The 21,403-nt window shown below is 61.8% G+C and carries 20 protein-coding genes and 1 pseudogene; 10 read left to right on the top strand and 11 right to left on the bottom strand.

The genetic code is table 11. The annotated features are described in order from the left end of the window. Positions 1–107: 107 nt before the first annotated feature. From alr to dadA, 3 genes are all read right to left on the bottom strand, one after another. Positions 108–1,181 carry an alanine racemase gene (gene alr, locus CFII68_RS21770; protein WP_018602588.1) on the bottom strand — a complete coding sequence of 358 codons (1,074 nt, stop codon included), beginning with the start codon at positions 1,179–1,181 and terminating at the stop codon, positions 108–110. Positions 1,182–1,278: 97 nt separating this feature from the next. Further along, positions 1,279–1,632 carry a RidA family protein gene (locus CFII68_RS21775; RefSeq protein ID WP_018602587.1) on the bottom strand — a complete coding sequence of 118 codons (354 nt, stop codon included), beginning with the start codon at positions 1,630–1,632 and terminating at the stop codon, positions 1,279–1,281. Beyond that, entirely contained in the window at positions 1,604–2,908 is a 1,305-nt protein-coding gene (dadA, locus tag CFII68_RS21780; RefSeq protein ID WP_018602584.1) for a D-amino acid dehydrogenase, read from the bottom strand. The genes CFII68_RS21775 and dadA overlap by 29 nt, the downstream gene beginning before the upstream one ends. A gap of 155 nt (positions 2,909–3,063) precedes the next feature. On the opposite strand from dadA, the gene CFII68_RS21785 reads away from it, so the two are divergent. Further along, on the top strand, positions 3,064–3,552 hold the full coding sequence (locus tag CFII68_RS21785) for an Lrp/AsnC ligand binding domain-containing protein (RefSeq protein WP_003206849.1): 489 nt from the start codon (positions 3,064–3,066) through the stop codon (positions 3,550–3,552). An 81-nt stretch (positions 3,553–3,633) separates the two neighbouring features. Here CFII68_RS21785 and CFII68_RS21790 read toward each other — a convergent pair whose 3' ends face one another. After that, positions 3,634–3,987 (bottom strand): YkgJ family cysteine cluster protein, encoded by a 354-nt coding sequence (locus tag CFII68_RS21790; protein ID WP_018602566.1) that lies wholly within the window; start codon positions 3,985–3,987, stop codon positions 3,634–3,636. Positions 3,988–4,132: 145 nt separating this feature from the next. Between CFII68_RS21790 and CFII68_RS21795 the strand changes: the two genes are divergently transcribed. Then, positions 4,133–5,446 (top strand): FAD-binding oxidoreductase, encoded by a 1,314-nt coding sequence (locus tag CFII68_RS21795; protein WP_018602564.1) that lies wholly within the window; start codon positions 4,133–4,135, stop codon positions 5,444–5,446. 133 nt (positions 5,447–5,579) lie between these two features. Here CFII68_RS21795 and CFII68_RS21800 read toward each other — a convergent pair whose 3' ends face one another. Then, positions 5,580–5,825 carry a DUF1127 domain-containing protein gene (locus CFII68_RS21800; RefSeq protein ID WP_018602562.1) on the bottom strand — a complete coding sequence of 82 codons (246 nt, stop codon included), beginning with the start codon at positions 5,823–5,825 and terminating at the stop codon, positions 5,580–5,582. A gap of 179 nt (positions 5,826–6,004) precedes the next feature. On the opposite strand from CFII68_RS21800, the gene CFII68_RS21805 reads away from it, so the two are divergent. Next, positions 6,005–7,438, top strand: coding sequence for a PLP-dependent aminotransferase family protein (locus CFII68_RS21805; protein WP_018602560.1), 1,434 nt, complete (start codon positions 6,005–6,007; stop codon positions 7,436–7,438). 61 nt (positions 7,439–7,499) lie between these two features. Next, the gene (locus CFII68_RS21810) at positions 7,500–9,065 is read left to right on the top strand and encodes a phospholipase D family protein (RefSeq protein WP_033062445.1); all 1,566 of its coding nucleotides are present in this window, start codon (positions 7,500–7,502) and stop codon (positions 9,063–9,065) included. 155 nt (positions 9,066–9,220) lie between these two features. Here CFII68_RS21810 and CFII68_RS21815 read toward each other — a convergent pair whose 3' ends face one another. Together CFII68_RS21815 and CFII68_RS21820 are read right to left on the bottom strand one after the other, a co-directional pair. Next, on the bottom strand, positions 9,221–10,363 hold the full coding sequence (locus CFII68_RS21815) for an MFS transporter (RefSeq protein WP_018602556.1): 1,143 nt from the start codon (positions 10,361–10,363) through the stop codon (positions 9,221–9,223). A gap of 190 nt (positions 10,364–10,553) precedes the next feature. Continuing rightward, a complete protein-coding gene (locus CFII68_RS21820) occupies positions 10,554–12,047 on the bottom strand; it encodes an aldehyde dehydrogenase (RefSeq protein ID WP_018602554.1) in 1,494 nt (497 codons plus the stop codon). Positions 12,048–12,282: 235 nt separating this feature from the next. On the opposite strand from CFII68_RS21820, the gene CFII68_RS21825 reads away from it, so the two are divergent. After that, positions 12,283–12,645 carry a cupin domain-containing protein gene (locus CFII68_RS21825; protein ID WP_003206861.1) on the top strand — a complete coding sequence of 121 codons (363 nt, stop codon included), beginning with the start codon at positions 12,283–12,285 and terminating at the stop codon, positions 12,643–12,645. A 173-nt stretch (positions 12,646–12,818) separates the two neighbouring features. On the opposite strand, the gene rpmG is transcribed toward CFII68_RS21825, so the two are convergent. Further along, complete coding sequence (gene rpmG / locus CFII68_RS21830) at positions 12,819–12,974, bottom strand: 50S ribosomal protein L33 (protein ID WP_003177274.1); 156 nt, start codon at positions 12,972–12,974, stop codon at positions 12,819–12,821. A gap of 11 nt (positions 12,975–12,985) precedes the next feature. Beyond that, positions 12,986–13,219, bottom strand: coding sequence for a 50S ribosomal protein L28 (rpmB, locus tag CFII68_RS21835; protein WP_003177273.1), 234 nt, complete (start codon positions 13,217–13,219; stop codon positions 12,986–12,988). 437 nt (positions 13,220–13,656) lie between these two features. Between rpmB and CFII68_RS21840 the strand changes: the two genes are divergently transcribed. Further along, on the top strand, positions 13,657–15,243 hold the full coding sequence (locus CFII68_RS21840; RefSeq protein WP_018602514.1) for an ABC transporter substrate-binding protein: 1,587 nt from the start codon (positions 13,657–13,659) through the stop codon (positions 15,241–15,243). A 191-nt stretch (positions 15,244–15,434) separates the two neighbouring features. Here the strand turns inward: CFII68_RS21840 and radC are convergent, their stop codons facing one another. Beyond that, positions 15,435–16,109, bottom strand: a complete 675-nt coding sequence (gene radC / locus CFII68_RS21845; protein WP_018602512.1) for a DNA repair protein RadC — start codon at positions 16,107–16,109, stop codon at positions 15,435–15,437. Between the two features lie 145 nt (positions 16,110–16,254). On the opposite strand from radC, the gene coaBC reads away from it, so the two are divergent. From coaBC to argB, 4 genes and pseudogenes are all read left to right on the top strand, one after another. Continuing rightward, the gene (gene coaBC, locus CFII68_RS21850) at positions 16,255–17,463 is read left to right on the top strand and encodes a bifunctional phosphopantothenoylcysteine decarboxylase/phosphopantothenate--cysteine ligase CoaBC (protein ID WP_018602509.1); all 1,209 of its coding nucleotides are present in this window, start codon (positions 16,255–16,257) and stop codon (positions 17,461–17,463) included. 4 nt (positions 17,464–17,467) lie between these two features. Then, positions 17,468–17,923 (top strand): dUTP diphosphatase, encoded by a 456-nt coding sequence (gene dut / locus CFII68_RS21855; RefSeq protein WP_003206867.1) that lies wholly within the window; start codon positions 17,468–17,470, stop codon positions 17,921–17,923. 252 nt (positions 17,924–18,175) lie between these two features. Further along, a pseudogene (locus tag CFII68_RS21860) lies at positions 18,176–19,579 on the top strand (phosphomannomutase/phosphoglucomutase); the annotation flags it as partial. A gap of 27 nt (positions 19,580–19,606) precedes the next feature. Beyond that, complete coding sequence (argB, locus tag CFII68_RS21865; RefSeq protein WP_003206871.1) at positions 19,607–20,512, top strand: acetylglutamate kinase; 906 nt, start codon at positions 19,607–19,609, stop codon at positions 20,510–20,512. Positions 20,513–20,707: 195 nt separating this feature from the next. Here argB and pyrE read toward each other — a convergent pair whose 3' ends face one another. Then, positions 20,708–21,352 (bottom strand): orotate phosphoribosyltransferase, encoded by a 645-nt coding sequence (gene pyrE, locus CFII68_RS21870; RefSeq protein ID WP_018602506.1) that lies wholly within the window; start codon positions 21,350–21,352, stop codon positions 20,708–20,710. Positions 21,353–21,403 lie beyond the last annotated feature (51 nt).

Here is a 21,403-nt window from a genome sequence, read left to right as displayed (position 1 = left end):
AGGTTGTGAGGAAAGTGAGCGTTATCATGGCGACAGCGTTCAGTATTTACAACACTTTGACCCGAATCCTGTGCGGTGAAGCGACTTTCGGTAGCTGGCGCCGCGCGTCAATGCCCGGAATAGAGCCGTGGCACCCGTCGCAGGTTGCAGAAAATCTGATAGGGGATCATGTCGGCGGCCTTGGCAACATCGCTGGCCAGGATGTTCTTGCCCCACAACTCCACGGTCGAGCCGAGCCCGGCCAGGGGGACATCGGTCAAGTCGACACAGAGCATGTCCATCGACACCCGTCCGACCAGTTGGCTGCGCTGCCCATCCACCAGCACCGGTGTACCGGTGGGTGCCTGGCGTGGGTAGCCGTCGGCATACCCCATGGCGACCACGCCGACCCGGGTCGGTTGCGTGGTCACAAAACGGGCACCGTAGCCCACCGGTTCTCCAGCGGGCAATTCGCGCACGCTGATGATCTTCGACTCCAGGGTCATCACCGGTTGCAGGCGCGAGGCGACGGCGTTGGGTTCGTCAAAGGGCGTCGCCCCGTAGAGCATGATGCCCGGGCGCACCCAGTCGCTGGGTATCTGCGGCCAGCCCAGCACAGCCGGTGAGTTGCGCAGGCTGATCTGCGCCACCAGGCCCTGGCGGGCCTTGTCGAATATCGCCAGCTGCTCAGTGCTGCTGGGATCGTGCAGTTCATCGGCACGGGCGAAGTGGCTCATCAAGACAATCTTCGCCACCTTGCCGCTGGCGAGCAGGCGACGGTAGGCCGCCTGGTAATCCGCCGGATGCAGGCCGACCCGGTGCATGCCGGAATCGAGCTTGAGCCAGACCGTGATCGGCTGGCTCAGCGCGGCTTTTTCAATCGCTTCGAGCTGCCACAACGAATGCACCACGCACCAGAAATCGTGCTCGACGATCAACGGCAGCTCACTGGCCTCGAAAAAACCCTCCAGCAGCAGGATCGGTTCGCGGATCCCACCGGCCCGCAGTTCCAGGGCCTCTTCGATGCAGGCCACCGCGAACCCGTCAGCCGTGTCCTGCAGCGCCTCGGCACAACGCACCGCGCCATGCCCGTAGGCGTCGGCCTTGATCACCGCAAGGGCCTTGGCCCCCGTGACTTCGCGGGCCAATTGGTAGTTGTGACGCAGGGCTTGGAGATCAATCAGGGCACGGGCAGGACGCATGGCGGCAGGCTTCTAGGCGGTCATGAATAAAAAACCGGTGCTGGCTGACAGCATGAACCACCAACAGCACCGGGAGAGGGATCGTTTGGGCCGGTATTTAAGGCAACGCGGCCACGACGGACAGCTCCACCAGGATCTCCGGTTCGCACAGCTTGGCTTCCACCGTGGCGCGGGCCGGGGCGACGCCCTTGGGCAACCATTTGTCCCAGACGGCGTTCATGCCTTCGAAGTGGGCGTCGATGTCTTTCAGGTAAATCGTCACCGACAGCAAACGATTCTTGTCGGTTCCGGCCAGGTCCAGCAAGCGCTCGATATTGGCCAGGCTTTCGCGGGTCTGCTGTTCAATACCGGCGTTCATGTCGTCGCCGACCTGCCCGGCCAGGTAAACGGTGCCGTTGTGCACGACAACCTGGCTCATGCGGTCATTGGTGAGCTGGCGCTGGATTGACATGTTTTGCAGACTCCTGGTGTTTGCTGCCATAACGGGAAATATCGAGGCCTTCGGCGCTGATCTGCGGCTTTTTCTTCGCCATCAGGTCGGCCAACAGGCGACCGGAACCACAAGCCATGGTCCATCCGAGGGTGCCATGGCCGGTGTTCAGGAACAGATTCTTGAAGGGCGTAGCCCCCACGATTGGCGTGCCATCCGGGGTAGTCGGGCGCAAGCCGGTCCAGAAACTGGCCTGGGCCAGGTCGCCGCCCTGAGGATAAAGGTCGTTGACGATCATCTCCAGGGTTTCGCGCCGGCGCGGGTTGAGGGACAGGTCAAAACCGGCGATTTCCGCCATGCCGCCCACCCGAATGCGGTTGTCGAACCGGGTGATCGCGACCTTGTAGGTTTCGTCGAGAATGGTCGAAGTCGGCGCCATCGCCGGGTTGGTGATCGGCACGGTCAGGGAGTAGCCCTTGAGCGGATACACCGGTGCACGGATCCCGAGGGGCTTGAGCAGTTGCGGCGAATAGCTGCCCAGGGCGAGGACGTAGCGGTCGGCGGTTTCCAGCTTGCCGTCGATCCAGACGCCGTTGATGCGATCACCGGCGAAGTCCAGGCGCTGGATATCCTGGCCGAAGCGGAATTGCACACCGAGCTTCTCGGCCATTTCCGCCAGGCGCGCGGTAAACATCTGACAGTCGCCGGTCTGGTCGTTGGGCAGGCGCAGGGCGCCGGCCAGGATGTCGGTGACATTCGCCAGGGCCGGTTCAACCCGGGCAATGCCCTCGCGGTCGAGTACTTCGAACGGCACACCCGACTCTTTCAGCACGGCGATGTCTTTTGCCGCGCCATCGAGCTGGGCCTGGGTGCGGAACAGCTGGGTGGTCCCCAGGCTACGGCCCTCGTAGGCTATGCCGGTTTCGGCGCGCAGCTCGTCGAGGCAGTCACGGCTGTACTCGGACAGGCGCACCATGCGCTCCTTGTTGATGGCATAGCGGCTGGCGGTGCAGTTGCGCAGCATCTGTGCCATCCACAGGTATTGGTCAATGTCGGCAGTGGCCTTGATCGCCAGCGGCGCGTGGCGCTGCAGCAGCCACTTGATGGCCTTGAGCGGTACGCCCGGTGCGGCCCACGGCGAGGCATAACCCGGCGACACCTGGCCGGCGTTGGCGAAACTGGTTTCCATGGCTGGCGCCGGCTGACGGTCGACCACCACCACTTCAAACCCGGCACGGGCCAGATAATAAGCACTGACGGTGCCGATGACGCCGCTACCCAAGACCAGAACGCGCATGTTGATGCCCTCATCGCGGATAACCGCTGACGTTTGTTGTACATAGCTTTGATGGTCGCAGTGTAAAAAAGATCAGCCAGTGCTTTTCACTATATAAACGCCTATATTTGGCGAGAATTCTCGGCAAAAACCCTTTTCACGGAGGCGCATCACCTGTGCGTACCAACACCCAGACCAAACGTGAGCTGGACAAGATCGACCGCAATATCCTGCGCATTCTCCAGGCGGACGGGCGCATCTCCTTCACCGAGCTGGGGGAAAAGGTCGGCCTCTCCACCACGCCCTGCACCGAGCGGGTACGGCGCCTGGAGCGCGAAGGCATCATCATGGGCTACAACGCCCGGCTCAATCCGCAGCACTTGAAGGGTAGCCTGCTGGTGTTTGTCGAGATCAGCCTCGACTACAAATCCGGCGACACGTTCGAAGAGTTCCGACGCGCCGTGCTGAAACTGCCTCACGTGCTGGAATGTCACCTGGTGTCAGGAGACTTCGACTATCTGGTGAAAGCACGGATTTCCGAGATGGCTTCGTACCGCAAGCTGCTGGGGGACATCCTGCTCAAACTGCCCCATGTGCGCGAATCCAAGAGCTACATCGTGATGGAAGAGGTGAAGGAGAGCTTGAACCTGCCGATTCCGGATTGAGCCTGGCTCAAGGCAATGGTTGTCTGGACGGACGCTTTCGCGAGCAAGCTCGCGAAGGCCGCGACTCGGTATCCCTGCCTGCTAGACCAACACCTGGCGAGTGCTGGCCATGTATTCATGAATCTGCTTCTCGACCCGCGGATGAATCAGTTCCACCGGTCGCCGGCCATTGGGACAAGGCAAGGTCGCGGTGGTGCCGAACAGCCGGCAGATCAGCGGGCGCTCGTCGTAGACGGTGCAACCGTTGGGCCCCAGGTGCACGCAGTCGAGTGCGTCCATGGCCGCGTCCTGTTCAGCGCGGGTCTTGCGGGGCAAGCGGGCCATTTCCTCCGGCGAGGTGGTCACCGGACCACAGCAGTCATGGCAGCCCGGTACGCACTCGAACGAGGGAATCTGCTGGCGTAGCGTGCGGATTTTTTGACTGTTGCAGCTCATCGAGGCGGTTACCGAAGGAGACGGTCCAGGATTCTGCCTTAAAAGCCTCGCACCAGACAGCGCCAGCCGACCGGTGTTGCCCAGTAAGGAATCGCCAGCTTATGCTCCGTAAAATTTCTCAAACACAAAAATCAGGATTACGCACATGAACGCCCGTGTTCAGCAACCTGTCCCGAGCCACGCGCACGCCGCCTCTTATTACGCCGCCAGCAGCCTGCCGCAACCGGACCATCCGCTGCTGCAGGGTGAATTGCTGGCGGATGTCTGCGTGGTCGGCGGCGGGTTCTCCGGGTTGAACACGGCGATCGAACTGGCCGAGCGCGGCATGAGCGTGGTGCTGCTGGAAGCGCACCGGATCGGCTGGGGCGCCAGCGGGCGCAACGGCGGCCAATTGATTCGTGGCGTCGGCCATGGCCTCGATCAGTTTGCGCCGATCATCGGTGCCGACGGCGTACGCCAGATGAAGCTCATGGGCCTTGAGGCCGTGGAAATCGTTCGACAGCGCGTCGAGCGTTTCCAGATCCCGTGCGACCTCACCTGGGGTTACTGCGACCTCGCCAACAAGCCCAGCGACCTGGAAGGCTTCGCCGAAGACGCCGAAGAACTGCGCAGCCTGGGTTATCGCCACCCGACCCGACTGCTGCAAGCCAACGAAATGCACAGCGTCGTGGGTTCGGATCGTTACGTCGGTGGGTTGATCGACATGGGTTCGGGGCATCTGCATCCGCTGAACCTGGCCCTGGGCGAAGCCGCCGCCACACAGCAACTGGGTGTCAGGCTGTTCGAGCAATCGGCGGTCACACGTATCGACTACGGTCCTGAAGTGAGGGTGCACACCCGGCAGGGCTCAGTCCGCGCCAAGACGCTGGTGCTCGGTTGCAACGCTTACCTCAATGGACTCAATCCGCAACTGGGCGGCAAAGTGCTGCCCGCTGGCAGCTACATCATCGCCACCGAACCCTTGAGCCAGGCCCAGGCACAGGCGCTGTTGCCGCAGAACATGGCGGTCTGCGATCAACGCGTGGCGCTGGATTACTACCGGCTTTCAGCGGATCGACGCTTGCTGTTTGGTGGGGCCTGTCACTATTCCGGCCGCGACCCACAGGACATCGGCGCGTACATGCGACCGAAGATGCTCAAGGTCTTCCCGCAATTGGCGGATGTGAAAATCGATTATCAATGGGGTGGGATGATTGGTATCGGCGCCAACCGTTTGCCGCAGATCGGCCGGCTCAAGGACCAACCTAATGTGTATTACGCCCAGGCCTATTCCGGCCATGGAGTGAATGCCACGCACCTGGCCGGCAAATTGTTGGCCGAAGCGATCAGCGGGCAGCACAGCAGCGGCTTCGATCTGTTCGCCCAGGTCCCGCACATGACCTTCCCTGGCGGCAAGCACCTGCGCTCACCGCTGTTGGCGCTGGGGATGTTGTGGCATCGGTTGAAAGAGTTGGTCTAAAGAACTTCAGCACTACGGATGACGCTATCGCGGGCAAGCCTTGCTCCCACAGATCAATTTCAAATCTGTGGGAGCAAGCAAATCTGTGGGAGCAAGGCTTGCCCGCGATAGCAATCTCAGGACCCACACCGCGTCAAAGCCGCCAGAACGGCTTCAAGCCCTCCTCCCGCGCCTGCTCCCGACTCAGCCCGATGTCACGCAACTGTTCGGGTGTAAGTTCCAGCAAGGCTTGGCGTGTATGCAGACGATGCCAGAACAGGGCCCAACGGCTCAGGCCGGATGGCGGCTTGCGCAACATCGCACTACGCAGCCCCCTCTCCTGCCCTGCCGCCAGTTCCTGACTGTGTAACGTCAGCCGCACATCGCTCAAGCCGTTCATTTTGATCGCTCCTGTTTACTTGGGTAGCCAGAGGTTTCATGATGCGCGGACGGTCAAAAGCAATACAGATTCAACTCATTTTTTTTATAAGCATACAGATTCGGTATTTCCAGCACTGAATTGTCATTTTCCACCCCAACTGTATCGGTTGCAGTGGGCCATCTCATCGGGAGCGCACCATGACCCTCTACGTGAACCTCGCCGAATTGCTCGGTACCCGCATCGAACAGGGCTTCTACCGCCCCGGCGACCGGCTGCCGTCAGTGCGGGCATTGAGCACGGAACATGGGGTCAGCTTGAGTACGGTGCAGCAGGCCTATCGCGTGCTGGAAGACAGTGGGCTGGCGATGCCGAGACCCAAGTCCGGCTATTTCGTCCCCGTGGGCCGCGAACTGCCGGACCTGCCGGTGGTAGGCCGTCCGGCCCAGCGCCCAGTGGATATTTCCCAGTGGGACCAGGTGCTGGAGCTGATCCGCGCCGTGCCGCGCCCGGACGTGGTGCAACTGGGACGCGGCATGCCGGATATCAATTCGCCGACCATGAAACCGCTGGTGCGCAGCCTGGCGCAGATCAGCCGTCGACAAGACATGCCCGGCCTGTATTACGACAACATCTACGGCAACCTCGCGCTACGTGAACAGATCGCCCGGCTGTCGCTGGACTCCGGCTGCCAGCTGGGGCCCAACGATTTGATCGTCACCACTGGTTGCCATGAGGCCCTGTCGGTCAGCATCCGCGCCACCTGCGAACAAGGCGATATCGTCGCGGTGGACTCACCCAGTTTTCACGGGGCCATGCAAACCCTCAAGGGCCTGGGCATGAAGGCTTTGGAGATCCCCACCGACCCGCTCACCGGCATCAGCCTGGATGCCCTGGAACTGGCGCTGGAGCAATGGCCGATCAAGGCCATACAGTTGACCCCCAGCTGCAATAACCCGCTGGGCTACATCATGCCCGACGCTAATAAACGCGCGCTGCTGACCCTGGCACAACGCTTCGACGTGGCGATCATCGAAGATGATGTGTATGGCGAGTTGGCCTACACCTACCCTCGCCCGCGCACCATCAAGTCCTTCGATGAAGACGGCCGCGTCCTGCTCTGCAGTTCTTTTTCCAAGACCCTGGCGCCAGGCCTGCGCATTGGCTGGGTCGCGCCGGGCCGGTATCTGGAGCGAGCGCTGCACATGAAATACATCAGCACCGGCTCCACCGCGCCACAACCGCAGATCGCCATTGCCGAATTTCTCAAGGGTGGGCATTTCGAACCCCATTTGCGCCGGATGCGTACGCAATACCAGCGCAATCGCGACATGATGATCGATTGGGTCAGCCGTTATTTTCCACCGGGTACCCGGGCCAGTCGCCCGCGGGGCAGCTTCATGCTGTGGGTCGAATTGCCCGACGGTTTCGACACGCTGAAGCTCAATCGGGTCCTGCTCGACCAAGGCGTGCAGGTCGCCGTCGGCAGCATTTTTTCGGCATCGGGCAAGTACCGCAACTGCCTGCGGATGAACTACGCTGCCAAGCCAACGGCCCAGATCGAAGAGGCTGTACGCAAGGTAGGAACCGCCGCTATCGCGTTGTTGAACGAAACCCAGCGCGACGTCGTCTGAACTTTACCCAGGGAAGCAGCACCCAACAGCCGATCAACGTGAACAAGCGGAACGATCCTACGTGAGATCCAGACCGATCCTGACTGCTTTGCTGCTAGTCGCCTCGCTGCTGAGCGGCTGCGCCAGTCTTGATGTCACCCGCGAGCCCTCCCAGGCCTTACCGGCCGCCGAATCTTCGTTCGGCCGCTCGGTCCAGGCCCAGGCTGCCACCCATGAAGGGCGCTCGGGCTTTCGGCTGCTGTCGGACAGCACCGACGCGTTCATCGCCCGGGCCGAGTTGATTCGTCACGCCCAAGGCAGCCTGGATTTGCAGTACTACATCGTCCACGACGGCATCAGCACGCGGATGCTGGTGGATGAATTGCTCAAGGCCGCCGACCGGGGCGTGCGCGTGCGCATCCTGCTGGACGACACCACCAGCGATGGCCTCGATCAGATCATCGCGACCCTCGCCGCTCATCCGCAGATCCAGATTCGCCTGTTCAACCCGCTGCACCTGGGACGCGCCACCGGCGTGACCCGCAGCCTCGGGCGCCTGCTCAACCTGTCACAGCAACACCGCCGCATGCACAACAAGTTGTGGCTGGCGGACAACAGCATGGCCATCGTCGGCGGCCGCAACCTGGGCGACGAGTATTTCGACGCCGAACCCAACCTGAACTTCACCGACATCGACCTGCTCGGTGTCGGCCCGGTGGCCGAACAATTGGGGCACAGCTTCGACCAATACTGGAACAGCGCCCTGAGCAAACCCATCGAACAGTTCCTGTCCCATCGCCCCACGTCCGAGGACCTGGCCAATAGTCGCCTGCGCCTGCAAGAGTCCCTGGAGCAGACCCAACAGGAGAATCAAGCGCTCTACCAGCAGTTGACCGCCTACAAGACCCAACCGCGCCTGGACACTTGGCGCGACCAGTTGATCTGGGCGTGGAACAAGGCGCTGTGGGACGCGCCCAGCAAAGTGCTGGCCAAGGACGAGCCGGATCCGCAGCTATTGCTGACGACCCAACTGGCGCCGGAACTGACGGGGGTCAGCAAAGAACTGATCATGATTTCCGCCTACTTCGTCCCCGGTCAGCCAGGTTTGGTGTACCTGACCAGTCGCGCCGATGCCGGCGTGTCGGTGAGCCTGCTGACCAACTCCCTGGAAGCCACCGACGTGCCCGCCGTGCATGGCGGCTATGCGCCGTACCGCAAGGCTCTGCTGCAACACGGCGTACGTCTGTTCGAGCTGCGACGCCAACCGGGCGACACCGGCAGCAGCCCTCACCTGTTCTACAGTAAATCCTACGGCGAATCGGACTCCAGCCTGCACAGCAAGGCGATCATCTTCGACCAGCAGAAATCGTTCATCGGCTCGTTCAATTTCGACCCGCGCTCGGTGCTGTGGAACACCGAAGTCGGCGTGCTGGTGGACAGCCCTGAACTCGCCGGCCAAGTGCGCGATCTGGCCTTGCAGGGCATGGCGCCAGCCCTGAGCTATCAGGCCAGGCTGGAGGATGGAACGCTAGTATGGACCACCGAAGACAACGGCCAGACGCACGACCTGGACCGCGAACCGGGCAGCTGGTGGCGCCGGTTCAATGCTTGGTTCAGCACGACGATCGGGCTGGAGCGGATGCTTTAGGGGGCGACCGCGTTCATGACAACCCGCTTGTGGAGGCAGACCGCTTTTGTGGCGAGGGAGCTTGCTCCCGCTGGACTGCGAAGCGGTCCCGGCTTTTGCGGTTGCTGCGCAACCGAGCGGGAGCAAGCTCCCTCGCCACAGGGGTTTCGGGGTTTTCAAGCGGGTTCTGTTGCCCCGAACGCCCCTTGGCGCAACAGCAGGATCACCAGGCCAAACGCCCCTGCCGCCATGAACAAAGGCAGCGCATGCCCGCTGATCCACTGGCTGCCCGCTCCCGCCGCCAGCGGGCCGACCAGGCAACCAAGGCCCCACAGTTGCGCGACATGGGCGTTGGCCCGCACCAGCGCATCGTCGCGGTAACGCTCGCCGATCAGGATCAGCGACAAGGTGAACAAACCGCCGGCACTGGCGCCGAACAGCACCCACAGCGGCCAGATCAACAGGGTATCGATCAACAGCGGAACCGCCAGGCTCGATAACGTCAGCGCCACCGCACAGCCCGTCAACAGGGCCCGGCGAGACACGCGATCGGCCAGGGCACCGATGGGCAACTGCAACAGGGCATCACCGACCACCACGGTGCTGACCATCGCCAGCGCGATGTCGGCGGTGAAGCCCTGGCGCAGGCAATACACCGGCAGCAACGTGAGGATCATGGCCTCGAACGCGGCGAACAACGAGACCGCCCAGGCAATCGCCGGCAAGCCTCGGCAAAACGTCCACAAATCGCCAAACGTAACGCTGCCGGCCTCGCTGCTCGGCGCACCGCTACGGCCCAGCAACAGCAAGGGTGCGACCAACAGCAGGCCGACGCCCACCCAGAACCCGTAGTCATGATCGGTCCCCAGTGCGCCCAGCAGCAGCGGACCGGACAACTGGCTCAGGGCATAGCTGCTGCCGTACAGCGCCACCAGTCGCCCACGCCATTTCTCAATGACCAGTTGATTGATCCAGCTTTCACCCAGAATGAACACCAGGGTCAGGACCACGCCAATCACCAGGCGCAGCAGCAACCAGACCGAATAGCTCGGCAGCAGCGCCAGCAAGCCGATGGACAGCGCGCCGCCCCACAGGCACAGGCGCATCAACGCCGCCGTGCCAAACCGCGCCGCCAACCGGCTCGACACCTTGGCCCCGAGCAACACCCCCACGGCCGGCATGGCGGCCATCACACCAATGGCGAACGAGCCATAGCCCCAGCCCTCCAGGCGCAGCGACACCAACGGCATGCTCACGCCCAAGGCCAGGCCGACGCTCAGGACAGACGCCAACACGGCGAAATAGGTCGCCCAACGCATTTCCACGCTCCTGTGGAGGGTTATCAATCTCAGCCATCCCCCAAAACACTGTGGGAGCGAGCTTGCTCGCGATAGCGGCGCAACATTCAACAAAGTCGTCGACTGTCATACCGCTATCGCGAGCAAGCTCGCTCCCACAGGGGGGATCAGCGCTGTTTGAAGCCCCGGACAGGATCCGGGGCCATCATCCTCAGAGCTTGATCCAGGTCGACTTCAGCTCGGTGTATTTGTCGAACGCATGCAGCGACTTGTCGCGACCGTTGCCCGACTGCTTGAAGCCACCGAACGGCGCGGTCATGTCGCCGCCGTCGTACTGGTTGACCCAGACGCTGCCGGCACGCAAGGCCTTGGCGGTCAGGTGGGCCTTGGAGATGTCCTTGGTCCATACCGCAGCGGCCAGGCCGTACGGTGTGTCGTTGGCAATCTCGATGGCCTGCTCGGCAGTGTCGAAGGCAATGACCGACAACACCGGGCCGAAAATCTCTTCCTGAGCGATTTTCATCGCGTTGCTCACGCCATCGAAAATCGTCGGCTCGACGTATGTACCGCCCGTTTCCTCAAGGATGCGCTTGCCGCCGGCCACCAGTTTGGCGCCGTCGCTGTGCCCGGCCTCGATGTAGGACAGCACGGTGTTCATCTGCTGGGTATCGACCAGGGCGCCGACATTGGTGGCCGGGTCCAGGGGGTTGCCAGGCTTCCAACCCTTGAGGGCTTCGATCACCAGTGGCAGGAAGGTGTCCTTGATGGAACGCTCCACCAACAGCCGCGAGCCGGCGGTGCAGACTTCGCCCTGGTTGAAGGCGATGGCGCTGGCGGCGGATTCGGCGGCAGCTTGCAGGTCCGGGGCATCGGCGAACACGATGTTCGGGCTCTTGCCGCCGGCCTCCAGCCAGATGCGCTTCATGTTCGATTCGCCGGAGTAAATCATCAGTTGCTTGGCGATCTTGGTAGAGCCGGTGAACACCAGCGTATCGACGTCCATATGCAGGGCCAAAGCCTTGCCGACGGTGTGGCCGTAGCCTGGCAGCACGTTCAGCACGCCTTTCGGAATGCCGGCCTCGATCGCCAGTGCGGCGATGCGGATAGCGGTCAACGGGGATTTTTCCGACGGTTTTAGCACCACCGAGTTACCGGTGGACAGCGCCGGGCCTAGCTTCCAGCAGGCCATCATCAACGGGAAGTTCCAAGGCACGATAGCGCCCACGACCCCCACCGGCTCACGGGTTACCAGACCCAACTGGTCGTGCGGCGTGGCCGCCACTTCGTCGTAGAGCTTGTCGATGGCTTCGCCGCTCCAGCTCAAGGCTTGGGCCGCGCCGGGAACGTCGATGTTCAGGGAATCACTGATTGGCTTGCCCATGTCCAGGGTTTCGAGCAGGGCCAGCTCTTCGGCATGCTGCTTGAGCAGGCCGGCGAAACGAATCATGGTGGCTTTGCGCTTGCTCGGTGCCAGGCGCGACCAGACGCCGGAATGGAACGTGGCACGGGCGTTTTCGACCGCACGCTGGGCGTCGGCGACGTCACAGCTGGCGATCTTGCCCAACAGACGGCCATCAACCGGGCTGAGGCAATCGAAGGTTTCGCCGGACACCGCATCGGTGTACTCGCCATTGATGAAGGCGCGGCCTTCGATCTTCAGGTCGCGGGCGCGTTGTTCCCAATCGGCACGAGTCAGGGTGGTCATGCGTGTGTCCTCCTCTTATTGAGTACGAACGCCGCGCGGTGCGCAGCGCTTCAAAAGAATTCTGCCCGGCCAGCCTGCTTTCGGCGCTCTTTTCGGCATAGGGCACCCGCCACCCTAAACCAGCGGCTGGTCATGTTTCAATATATTTGACACAACGCTGGCAAACGGCCTTGCGATGTTCGTTTTAATAAACATAGACTCGAGGCCTTCCAAGCGATCACTGGGGATCACCCGCATGAGCATTCAGGACATCGTCGATTTCAGCCAGGCCAATACCACCGCCGAACGTTATCGCCCGGACCCGGCCAAGGTGTTCAAGGGCGATCCCGAGCAAACCGTGTTCAACCACTACAGCAGCCCCTGTGGGCAAATGAACGCGGGCGTATGGGAAGGCGCCGTCGGCCAGTGGACGGTCAATTACACCGAGCATGAGTATTGCGAGATCGTCCAGGGCGTTTCCGTGCTGCGGGACGACGATGGCAATGCCAAGACGTTGCGAGCCGGCGACCGTTTCGTGATTCCAGCGGGGTTCAAGGGTACTTGGGAAGTGCTGGAGCCGTGCCGCAAGATTTATGTGGTGTTCGAGCAGAAGGCTTGAGGATTTGTGCGGCCTGGGCCGGCCTCATCGCGAGCAAGCTCGCTCCCACAGGGATCTGAGGCGTCATAAGGTCCAGTGTGGGAGCGAGCTTGCTCGCGATGAGGTCCTGACAGGCAACAAAAAAGGCCCGTATCTCGCGATACGGGCCTTTTTCGTAAGAAGGGAAAAATCAATTACTTGATTTTGCCTTCCTTGTAGATCACGTGCTTGCGAACAACCGGATCATATTTCTTGATCTCGATTTTGTCCGGGGTAGTACGCTTGTTCTTGTCGGTAGTGTAGAAGTGACCAGTACCGGCGCTCGAGATCAAACGAATCAATTCACGCATGATTAGCTCCCTTAAACCTTGCCATCGCGACGAAGTTCGGCCAGCACGACACTGATGCCACGCTTGTCGATGATGCGCATGCCCTTGGCAGATACGCGCAGACGCACAAAACGTTTCTCTTCTTCAACCCAGAAGCGGTGATGCTGCAGGTTCGGCAGGAAACGACGACGGGTTTTGTTGTTTGCGTGGGAAATGTTATTCCCAGTCACCGGACCCTTACCGGTAACTTGACAGACTCTCGACATGCCTCAGCCCTCTAAAACCACATGCCCAACCCGGCATGGGTTGGCCGCTTAATCTCTCAGTCATTTGGCGCCAGGCGCCGCGTTTCTTTAAGGGTCTTACCGGCTACACCTACAGTGAAGGAACCGGGCCCCTAGAAAAGAGCGCTGCTTTATACCAGAAAGACCACAGTGCAACAACAGCCGATGTGATTTGTCTTCGTAGGATATCCTCGACCAACCGCCCCGAGCGGCGGGGGCAGAGGCTGGCGCAGCCCCTTACCGCTCGTCGCTGCACACAGGTTTTTTTCACTTGCGCCGGGTTTTGCGCCATCGATACGTCGCCGCAGAGTGCCGGAAAATGCAAAAAGGGGATAGTCATTTAGCAGCGAGCCCACTAGGGTAGGCCTTTTCCAGACTGCACTCGCAGATGGGCCTTCGACTTGCACAGGAAACCGACCATGCGCCTCGCTGCCCTACCATTGTTGCTCGCCCCTCTGCTGATCACCCCGCAGGCCTTGGCCGCCGCCCTGAGCGTCTGCACCGAAGCCAGCCCGGAAGGGTTCGATGTCGTCCAGTACAACTCCCTGACGACCACCAACGCCTCCGCCGACGTGCTGATGAACCGCCTGGTGGACTTCGACACCGCCAGCGGCAAAGTGGTCCCCAGCCTGGCCGAGCGCTGGGAAGTCTCCACCGATGGCCTGGCCTACGTGTTCAAGCTGCGGCCACAGGTCAAGTTCCACCGCACCGACTACTTCACACCGCGCCGCGACCTGACCGCCGAGGACGTGAAGTTCAGCTTCGAGCGCATGCTCGACCCGGCGAACCCCTGGCACAAGGTGGCGCAAAGCGGCTTCCCCCACGCCCAATCCATGCAATTGCCGGCGCTGATCAAGAAAGTCGACGCACTGGACCCGCTGACCGTGCGCTTCACCCTCGATCACGCCGACTCGACCTTCCTGGCGACGTTGAGCATGGGCTTTGCCTCCATTTATTCGGCCGAATACGCCGATCAGCTGATGCAGGCCGGCACGCCGGAAAAACTCAACAGCCAACCGGTCGGCACCGGCCCGTTCATTTTCAGCCGGTTCCAGAAGGACGCCTCGATTCGCTACAAGGCCAACGACGCCTACTTCGGCGGCAAGCCCCAAGTGGATCCGCTGGTCTTCGCCATCACGCCGGACGCCAACGTACGATTGCAGAAACTGCGCCGCAACGAATGCCAGATCGCCCTGTCGCCCAAGCCGCTGGACGTACAAGCCGCCAAGCAAGAACCCACGCTGAAGGTCGAGCAGACCGACGCCTTCATGACCGCGTTCGTGGCGATCAACAGCCAGCATCCGCCGCTGGACAAGCCTGAGGTGCGCCAAGCCATCAACCTGGCCTTCGACAAGCCCAGCTACCTAAAGACCGTCTTCGAAGGCACCGCCGAAGCCGCCAACGGCCCTTATCCACCGAACACCTGGAGCTATGCCAAGCACTTGCCGGGCTACGCCCATGACCCGGCCAAGGCCCGTGACCTGCTGGCCAAGGCCGGCTTGAAGGAAGGCTTCAAGACCACCATCTGGACTCGCCCCTCCGGCAGCCTGCTCAATCCCAACCCGAGCCTTGGCGCGCAGTTGCTGCAATCGGACCTGGCGGAAATCGGCATCCAGGCGGAAATCCGCGTGATCGAATGGGGCGAACTGATCCGGCGCGCCAAGGCCGGCGAACATGACCTGCTGTTCATGGGGTGGGCCGGCGACAACGGCGACCCGGACAACTTCCTCACGCCACAATTTTCCTGCGCGGCGGTCAAGTCCGGCACCAACTTCGCCCGCTACTGCAACCCCGACCTGGACAAACTGATCAGCGCCGGCAAAACCACCGGCGAACAAGGCGTGCGTGCCAAGCTCTACGAGCAGGCCCAGGCCCAGATCCAGCAACAAGCCTTGTGGCTGCCCCTGGCGCACCCGACCGCCTTCGCGCTCACCCGCAAGGATGTGCAGGGTTATGCGGTGAGCCCGTTTGGGCGCCAGGATTACTCCAAGGTCAACCTCAAGTAACCCCGGCCCCACAGCGCCCCTCCTGTGGGAGCCTGTGGAGCTGTGGAGCTGTGGAGCTGTGGAGCTGTGGAGTCTGTGGGAGCAAAGCTTGCTCGCGATAGCGGTTTTACAGCCAACAGAAGTGTTGTATGTGACGACGGCATCGCGAGCAAGCTTTGCTCCCACAAGGGATTACTCAAGCCTGATCGTGCCTACATCCACCCACTCTCCGCCATCGACAACGGCTCCCCATCGCCAACGATGAAATGGTCGAGCACCCGCACATCGATCAACTCCAGCGCCTCCTGAAGCCGCTCAGTGAGCACCCGGTCGGCCTGGCTGGGCTCGGTGTTGCCGGAGGGGTGGTTGTGGCACAGGATCAGCGCAGCGGCGTTGTGGGCCAGGGCCCTCTTGACCACCTGCCGGGGATGGACACTGGCGCTGTCGATAGAGCCCCGAAACAGCGCCTCGAAGGTCAGCACCTGGTGTTTGGAATTGAGAAACAGGCAACCGAACACCTCGTGGGGTTCGTGGCGCAGCATCGATTTCAGGTACTCACGCACCGCGAACGGGCTTTCCAGCGACGTTTTTTCCCGTGCCCGCTCAGCCAAATGCCGACGGCTCATTTCCTGAACCGCTTGCAGCTGGGCAAACTTCGCCGGCCCGAGCCCCATATGATTACTGAATGTGATCTGATCGGCTTCAAGCAGCGCGCGCAGGCTGCCAAATTGAATCAATAGTTGTCGCGCCAGATCCACCGCGCTTTTGCCCGACACGCCGGTTCGTAAAAAAATCGCCAGCAGCTCGGCGTCCGAAAGACTCCCAGCCCCCAGCGCCAATAACCTCTCCCGCGGCCGCTCGGCGGCGGGCCAATCGCGAATACTCATGGCATCTCCCTGATTGTGGGCGCCGCTGTTCCGTAGCGGTCGCTGTGATATCGTAGCCCATCTTTTTTGCAGGCGATTTGCACCCTGGCAGGCTGCTGCCAAGGGGTTCGCCCTGCACTGACCACTGAAATCGAAAGGCAGGCCTATGCAGCGGCTGTATCGGAAACGCATCGTTCTGGGCGTCGGCGGCGGTATTGCCGCCTACAAGAGCGCCGAGCTGGTTCGCAGGCTTATCGACCAGGGCGCGGAAGTTCGGGTCGTCATGACCCGCGGTGGCAGCGAGTTCATTACTCCGCTGACCATGCAAGCCCTGTCCGGGCACCCGGTCCACCTGGACTTGCTCGACCCGGCGGCCGAAGCCGCCATGGGTCATATCGAACTGGCCAAGTGGGCCGACCTGGTGCTGATCGCCCCGGCCACGGCCGACCTGATCGCCCGCTTGGCCCAAGGCATCGCCGACGACCTGCTGACCACCCTGGTGCTCGCCACCGACGCAGTGGTCGCCGTGGCGCCGGCCATGAACCAGGCCATGTGGCGCGACCCGGCCACCCAGGCCAACCTGCAACTGCTGGAAAGCCGCGCCCTGAAAGTCTTCGGCCCGGCCTCTGGCAGCCAGGCCTGCGGCGATGTCGGCATGGGCCGCATGCTCGAAGCCACCGACCTGGCCCAGTGCGCCGCCGACTGCTTCCAGCGCCAGGTCCTGACCGGCAAGCACGTGCTGATCACCGCCGGACCGACCCAGGAAAACATCGACCCGGTGCGCTACATCACCAACCACAGCTCCGGGAAAATGGGCTTCGCCCTGGCCGAAGCTGCCGTGGAAGCCGGCGCCCGGGTGACGCTGATCACCGGTCCCGTGCACTTGCCGACCCCGGACCGGGTCACGCGCATCGACGTGGTCAGCGCCCGGGACATGCTCGCGGCCTGCGAAGCGGCCATCCCGTGTGACCTGTTCATCGCCTCGGCGGCAGTGGCGGACTACCGCCCCGAAGTCGTTGCCCCGCAAAAATTGAAGAAAGACCCTACAAGCGGCGACGGCCTGCTACTGCAAATGGTGCGCAACCCGGACATCCTGGCCAGCATCGCCACCCGCCCCGACCGCCCGTTCAGTGTCGGCTTTGCCGCCGAGACCGAACACCTGCTCGATTACGCCGCCCGCAAGCTCAAGGACAAGAACCTCGACTTGATCGTCGCCAACGACGTGGCCAACCCGAGCATCGGCTTCAACAGCGAAGAAAACGCCTGCAGCGTGATCGACCGCCAGTTGCACGCCACACTTTTCGCCCAGACCAGCAAGAGCAAGATTGCCCGCCAGCTGATCACTTTTATCGCCGAACGTCTGAACCAGGTTTAATGTCATGCACGCCCTACAAGCCAAGATCCTCGACCCACGCATCGGCAACGAATTCCCGCTGCCGCAATACGCCACACCGGGCTCCGCCGGCCTCGACCTGCGGGCGATGCTCAAGCAGGACACGATCCTGGAACCGGGCCAGACCCTGCTGATTCCTACCGGCCTGTCGGTGTACATCGGCGATCCGGGCCTGGCCGCGCTGATCCTGCCGCGCTCGGGCCTGGGCCACAAGCACGGCATCGTGCTGGGCAACCTGGTGGGCCTGATCGACTCCGACTACCAGGGCGAACTGATGGTGTCGTGCTGGAACCGCGGCCAAACAGCCTTCAACATTGCCGTGGGCGAACGCATCGCGCAGTTGGTGCTGGTGCCGGTGGTCCAGGCCCACTTCGAACTGGTCGAAGAATTCGACGAAAGCCAGCGCGGCGCGGGTGGTTTCGGGCACTCCGGCAGCCATTGACCGGTGGTTTACAGGCCGGGCGTCCTGCCCGGCTCGTTTGTGAAGCTTGTGTTTCAGGACAAAAAATGCGCAATGGCTTTCTGCTAGGTTTCCCACCCGGAATCAATGTATTAGGCGAGCGAGGCCGGGGTAACGCTGTCTCATGGCACTTTCCCACCACGAACTCTCTGTCAAAAACGCCGTCATACCCTTCAGCTTGAGCCTGCCGACGCTAACCGTCGGCCTGTCCAGTCACTTTCCTGATAGAGCGCCCCGCCCATGAACACCCCAGCCGCAATCGCCCCGATCTTCCCTGACAGCATCTTCCGCGCCTACGACATCCGTGGCGTGGTACCGGAAACCCTCACCGCCGAAACCGCCTACTGGATCGGCCGCGCCATTGGCTCCCAGAGCCTGGCCCAGGGCGAACCGAATGTGAGCGTCGGCCGTGATGGCCGCTTGTCGGGCCCCGAGCTGGTCGAACAACTGATCAAAGGCGTTGCCGACAGTGGCTGCCACGTCAGCGACGTGGGCCTGGTGCCGACCCCGGCGCTGTACTACGCCGCCAACGTGTTGGCCGGCAAGTCCGGGGTGATGCTCACCGGCAGCCACAACCCATCGAACTACAACGGCTTCAAGATCGTCATCGCCGGCGACACCCTCGCCAACGAGCAGATCCAGGCCCTGCATACCCGCCTCAAGACCAACGACCTGAGCAGCGGCCAGGGCAGCGTGACCAAGGTCGATATCCTTCCTCGCTACAACGACGAGATCGTCAAGGACGTGAAACTCGCCCGTCGCCTGAAAGTGGTGGTCGATTGCGGCAACGGCGCGGCTGGCGTGATCGCCCCGCAACTGATCGAAGCCCTGAACTGCGAAGTCATCCCACTGTTTTGCGACGTGGACGGCAACTTCCCTAACCACCACCCGGACCCGGGCAAGCTGGAAAACCTCGAAGACCTGATCGCCAAGGTCAAGGAAACCAACGCCGACCTGGGCCTGGCCTTCGACGGCGACGGCGACCGCGTGGGCGTGGTGACCAATACCGGTAGCGTGGTGTTCCCGGACCGCCTGCTGATGCTGTTTGCCAAGGACGTGGTGGCGCGCAACCCGGATGCCGAGATCATTTTCGACGTCAAATGCACCCGTCGCCTGGTGCCGCTGATCAAGGAATATGGCGGTCGTCCATTGATGTGGAAAACTGGTCATTCGTTGATCAAGAAGAAAATGAAACAGAGCGGCGCCCTGCTGGCCGGCGAAATGAGCGGCCACATCTTCTTCAAGGAACGCTGGTTCGGTTTTGACGACGGCATCTACAGCGCCGCGCGCCTGCTGGAAATCCTCAGCAAGGAGAAATCCACGGCCGAAGAGCTGTTCGCAACCTTCCCGAACGATATTTCTACGCCAGAAATCAATATCCATGTGACCGAAGAGAGCAAATTCAGCATCATTGATGCACTGCACGACGCTCAATGGGGCGAAGGCGCCGAACTGACCACCATCGATGGTGTGCGGGTCGACTATCCCCACGGCTGGGGCCTGGTTCGCGCATCCAACACCACACCGGTGCTGGTACTGCGTTTCGAGGCCGACAACGAGGCTGAACTGCAGCGCATCAAGGATGTGTTCCACACCCAACTCAAACGTGTTGCACCTGATCTCCAACTACCGTTTTGATTTTTTGAAGCACTACCGGAGCCCTGAATGACCCTCGAACGCGAAGCCGCCGCCAACACCGCCAAGGTCCTGTCCGAAGCGTTGCCTTATATCCGACGCTACGTCGGCAAGACCCTGGTGATCAAATACGGCGGCAACGCGATGGAAAGCGAGGAGCTCAAGACCGGCTTCGCCCGCGACATCGTGCTGATGAAGGCCGTGGGCATCAACCCAGTGGTCGTACACGGTGGTGGCCCGCAAATCGGTGACCTGCTCAAGCGCCTGTCGATCGAAAGCCACTTCATCGATGGCATGCGCGTGACCGACGCGCAGACCATGGATGTGGTGGAGATGGTCCTGGGCGGCCAGGTCAACAAGGACATCGTCAACCTGATCAACCGTCATGGCGGCAGCGCCATCGGCCTGACAGGCAAGGACGCCGAGCTGATCCGGGCGAAGAAACTCACCGTCACCCGCCAGACACCGGAGATGACCCAGCCGGAAATCATCGACATCGGTCATGTGGGCGAAGTGGTCGGCATCAACACCGACCTGCTGAACCTGCTGGTCAAGGGCGACTTCATCCCGGTCATCGCGCCCATCGGCGTGGGTGCCAACGGTGAGTCGTACAACATCAACGCCGACCTGGTGGCGGGCAAGGTTGCCGAGGCACTGAAAGCCGAAAAGCTGATGCTGCTGACCAACATCGCCGGCCTGATGGACAAATCGGGCAAAGTCCTGACCGGACTGTCGACCCAGCAGGTCGATGACCTGATCGCCGACGGCACCATCTACGGCGGCATGCTGCCGAAGATTCGTTGCGCACTGGAAGCGGTACAGGGCGGCGTCGGCAGCTCGCTGATCATCGACGGCCGGGTACCGAATGCGATCCTGCTGGAGATCTTCACCGACACCGGCGTGGGTACGTTGATCAGCAATCGCAAGCGTCCTTAAGCGATACCGGTAAAAAAAGACCCCGCTCAACCTGGTTGAGCGGGGTCTTTTTTTACATCTCTTTTCCAGATGATGCTTTTGTGGCGAGGGAGCTTGCTCCCGCTCGGTCGCGCAGCGACCGCAAAAATGTTGGGGCCGCTGCGCAGCCCAGCGGGAGCAAGCTCCCTCGCCACAAGATCAAAATCAGCGGGCTTCTTAGACGCCGAACTGCGCCCGATAAGCCTCAACCGCCGGCAAATGCTGCTTGAGCTGCGGATCGTCGGCCAAAAACTCCAGCACCTGGTTCAGCGACACAATGCTGATCACCGGAATGCCGAAGTCGCGCTCCACTTCCTGGATCGCCGACAGCTCACCGTTGCCGCGCTCCTGACGGTTCAGGGCAATCAGCACGCCAGCGGCCTTCGCGCCTTCCTGGGAACCGATGATCTGCATCACTTCACGAATGGCAGTGCCGGCAGTGATGACGTCGTCGATGATCAACACGTCGCCGGTCAGCGCTGCACCCACCAGGCTGCCGCCTTCGCCGTGGGCCTTGGCTTCCTTGCGGTTGAAGCACCAAGGCAGGTCGCGGCCGTGGTGTTCGGCCAGGGCGACGGCAGTGGTGGCGGCCAGCGGGATGCCTTTGTAGGCCGGGCCGAACAGCACATCGAACGGGATACCGCTCTCAACGATGGCCGCCGCATAGAAACGACCCAGTTGCGCCAGGGCGGAACCGGTGTTGAACAGGCCGGCATTGAAGAAGTACGGGCTGGTACGCCCGGACTTGAGGGTGAACTCACCGAAGCGCAAAACGCCGCGATCGATGGCAAAGCGAATGAAATCGCGCTGATACGCCTGCATGAAAAAAAGCCTCAAATACCGCGGATTTAGCTAAATAGGTACACGCCGTGT

It is taken from the genome of Pseudomonas sp. CFII68, assembly GCF_000416195.1.
Taxonomy (GTDB): domain Bacteria; phylum Pseudomonadota; class Gammaproteobacteria; order Pseudomonadales; family Pseudomonadaceae; genus Aquipseudomonas; species Aquipseudomonas kilonensis.
Note: the sequence above shows the minus strand (reverse complement) of the source record. Positions and strands in the feature narration are given on the sequence as shown.

Coding starts and splice junctions, on each gene's coding strand:
- CFII68_RS21775 (WP_018602587.1), bottom strand. CDS start 1,632: ATGTCAATCCAGCGCCAGCTCACCAATGACCGCATGAGCCAGGTTGTC.
- dadA (WP_018602584.1), bottom strand. CDS start 2,908: ATGCGCGTTCTGGTCTTGGGTAGCGGCGTCATCGGCACCGTCAGTGCT.
- dut (WP_003206867.1), top strand. CDS start 17,468: ATGCACGCCCTACAAGCCAAGATCCTCGACCCACGCATCGGCAACGAA.
- CFII68_RS21805 (WP_018602560.1), top strand. CDS start 6,005: ATGACCCTCTACGTGAACCTCGCCGAATTGCTCGGTACCCGCATCGAA.
- rpmB (WP_003177273.1), bottom strand. CDS start 13,219: ATGTCGAGAGTCTGTCAAGTTACCGGTAAGGGTCCGGTGACTGGGAAT.
- pyrE (WP_018602506.1), bottom strand. CDS start 21,352: ATGCAGGCGTATCAGCGCGATTTCATTCGCTTTGCCATCGATCGCGGC.
- CFII68_RS21820 (WP_018602554.1), bottom strand. CDS start 12,047: ATGACCACCCTGACTCGTGCCGATTGGGAACAACGCGCCCGCGACCTG.
- coaBC (WP_018602509.1), top strand. CDS start 16,255: ATGCAGCGGCTGTATCGGAAACGCATCGTTCTGGGCGTCGGCGGCGGT.
- CFII68_RS21795 (WP_018602564.1), top strand. CDS start 4,133: ATGAACGCCCGTGTTCAGCAACCTGTCCCGAGCCACGCGCACGCCGCC.
- CFII68_RS21790 (WP_018602566.1), bottom strand. CDS start 3,987: ATGAGCTGCAACAGTCAAAAAATCCGCACGCTACGCCAGCAGATTCCC.
- CFII68_RS21825 (WP_003206861.1), top strand. CDS start 12,283: ATGAGCATTCAGGACATCGTCGATTTCAGCCAGGCCAATACCACCGCC.
- CFII68_RS21800 (WP_018602562.1), bottom strand. CDS start 5,825: ATGAACGGCTTGAGCGATGTGCGGCTGACGTTACACAGTCAGGAACTG.
- radC (WP_018602512.1), bottom strand. CDS start 16,109: ATGAGTATTCGCGATTGGCCCGCCGCCGAGCGGCCGCGGGAGAGGTTA.
- CFII68_RS21815 (WP_018602556.1), bottom strand. CDS start 10,363: ATGCGTTGGGCGACCTATTTCGCCGTGTTGGCGTCTGTCCTGAGCGTC.
- alr (WP_018602588.1), bottom strand. CDS start 1,181: ATGCGTCCTGCCCGTGCCCTGATTGATCTCCAAGCCCTGCGTCACAAC.
- argB (WP_003206871.1), top strand. CDS start 19,607: ATGACCCTCGAACGCGAAGCCGCCGCCAACACCGCCAAGGTCCTGTCC.
- rpmG (WP_003177274.1), bottom strand. CDS start 12,974: ATGCGTGAATTGATTCGTTTGATCTCGAGCGCCGGTACTGGTCACTTC.
- CFII68_RS21840 (WP_018602514.1), top strand. CDS start 13,657: ATGCGCCTCGCTGCCCTACCATTGTTGCTCGCCCCTCTGCTGATCACC.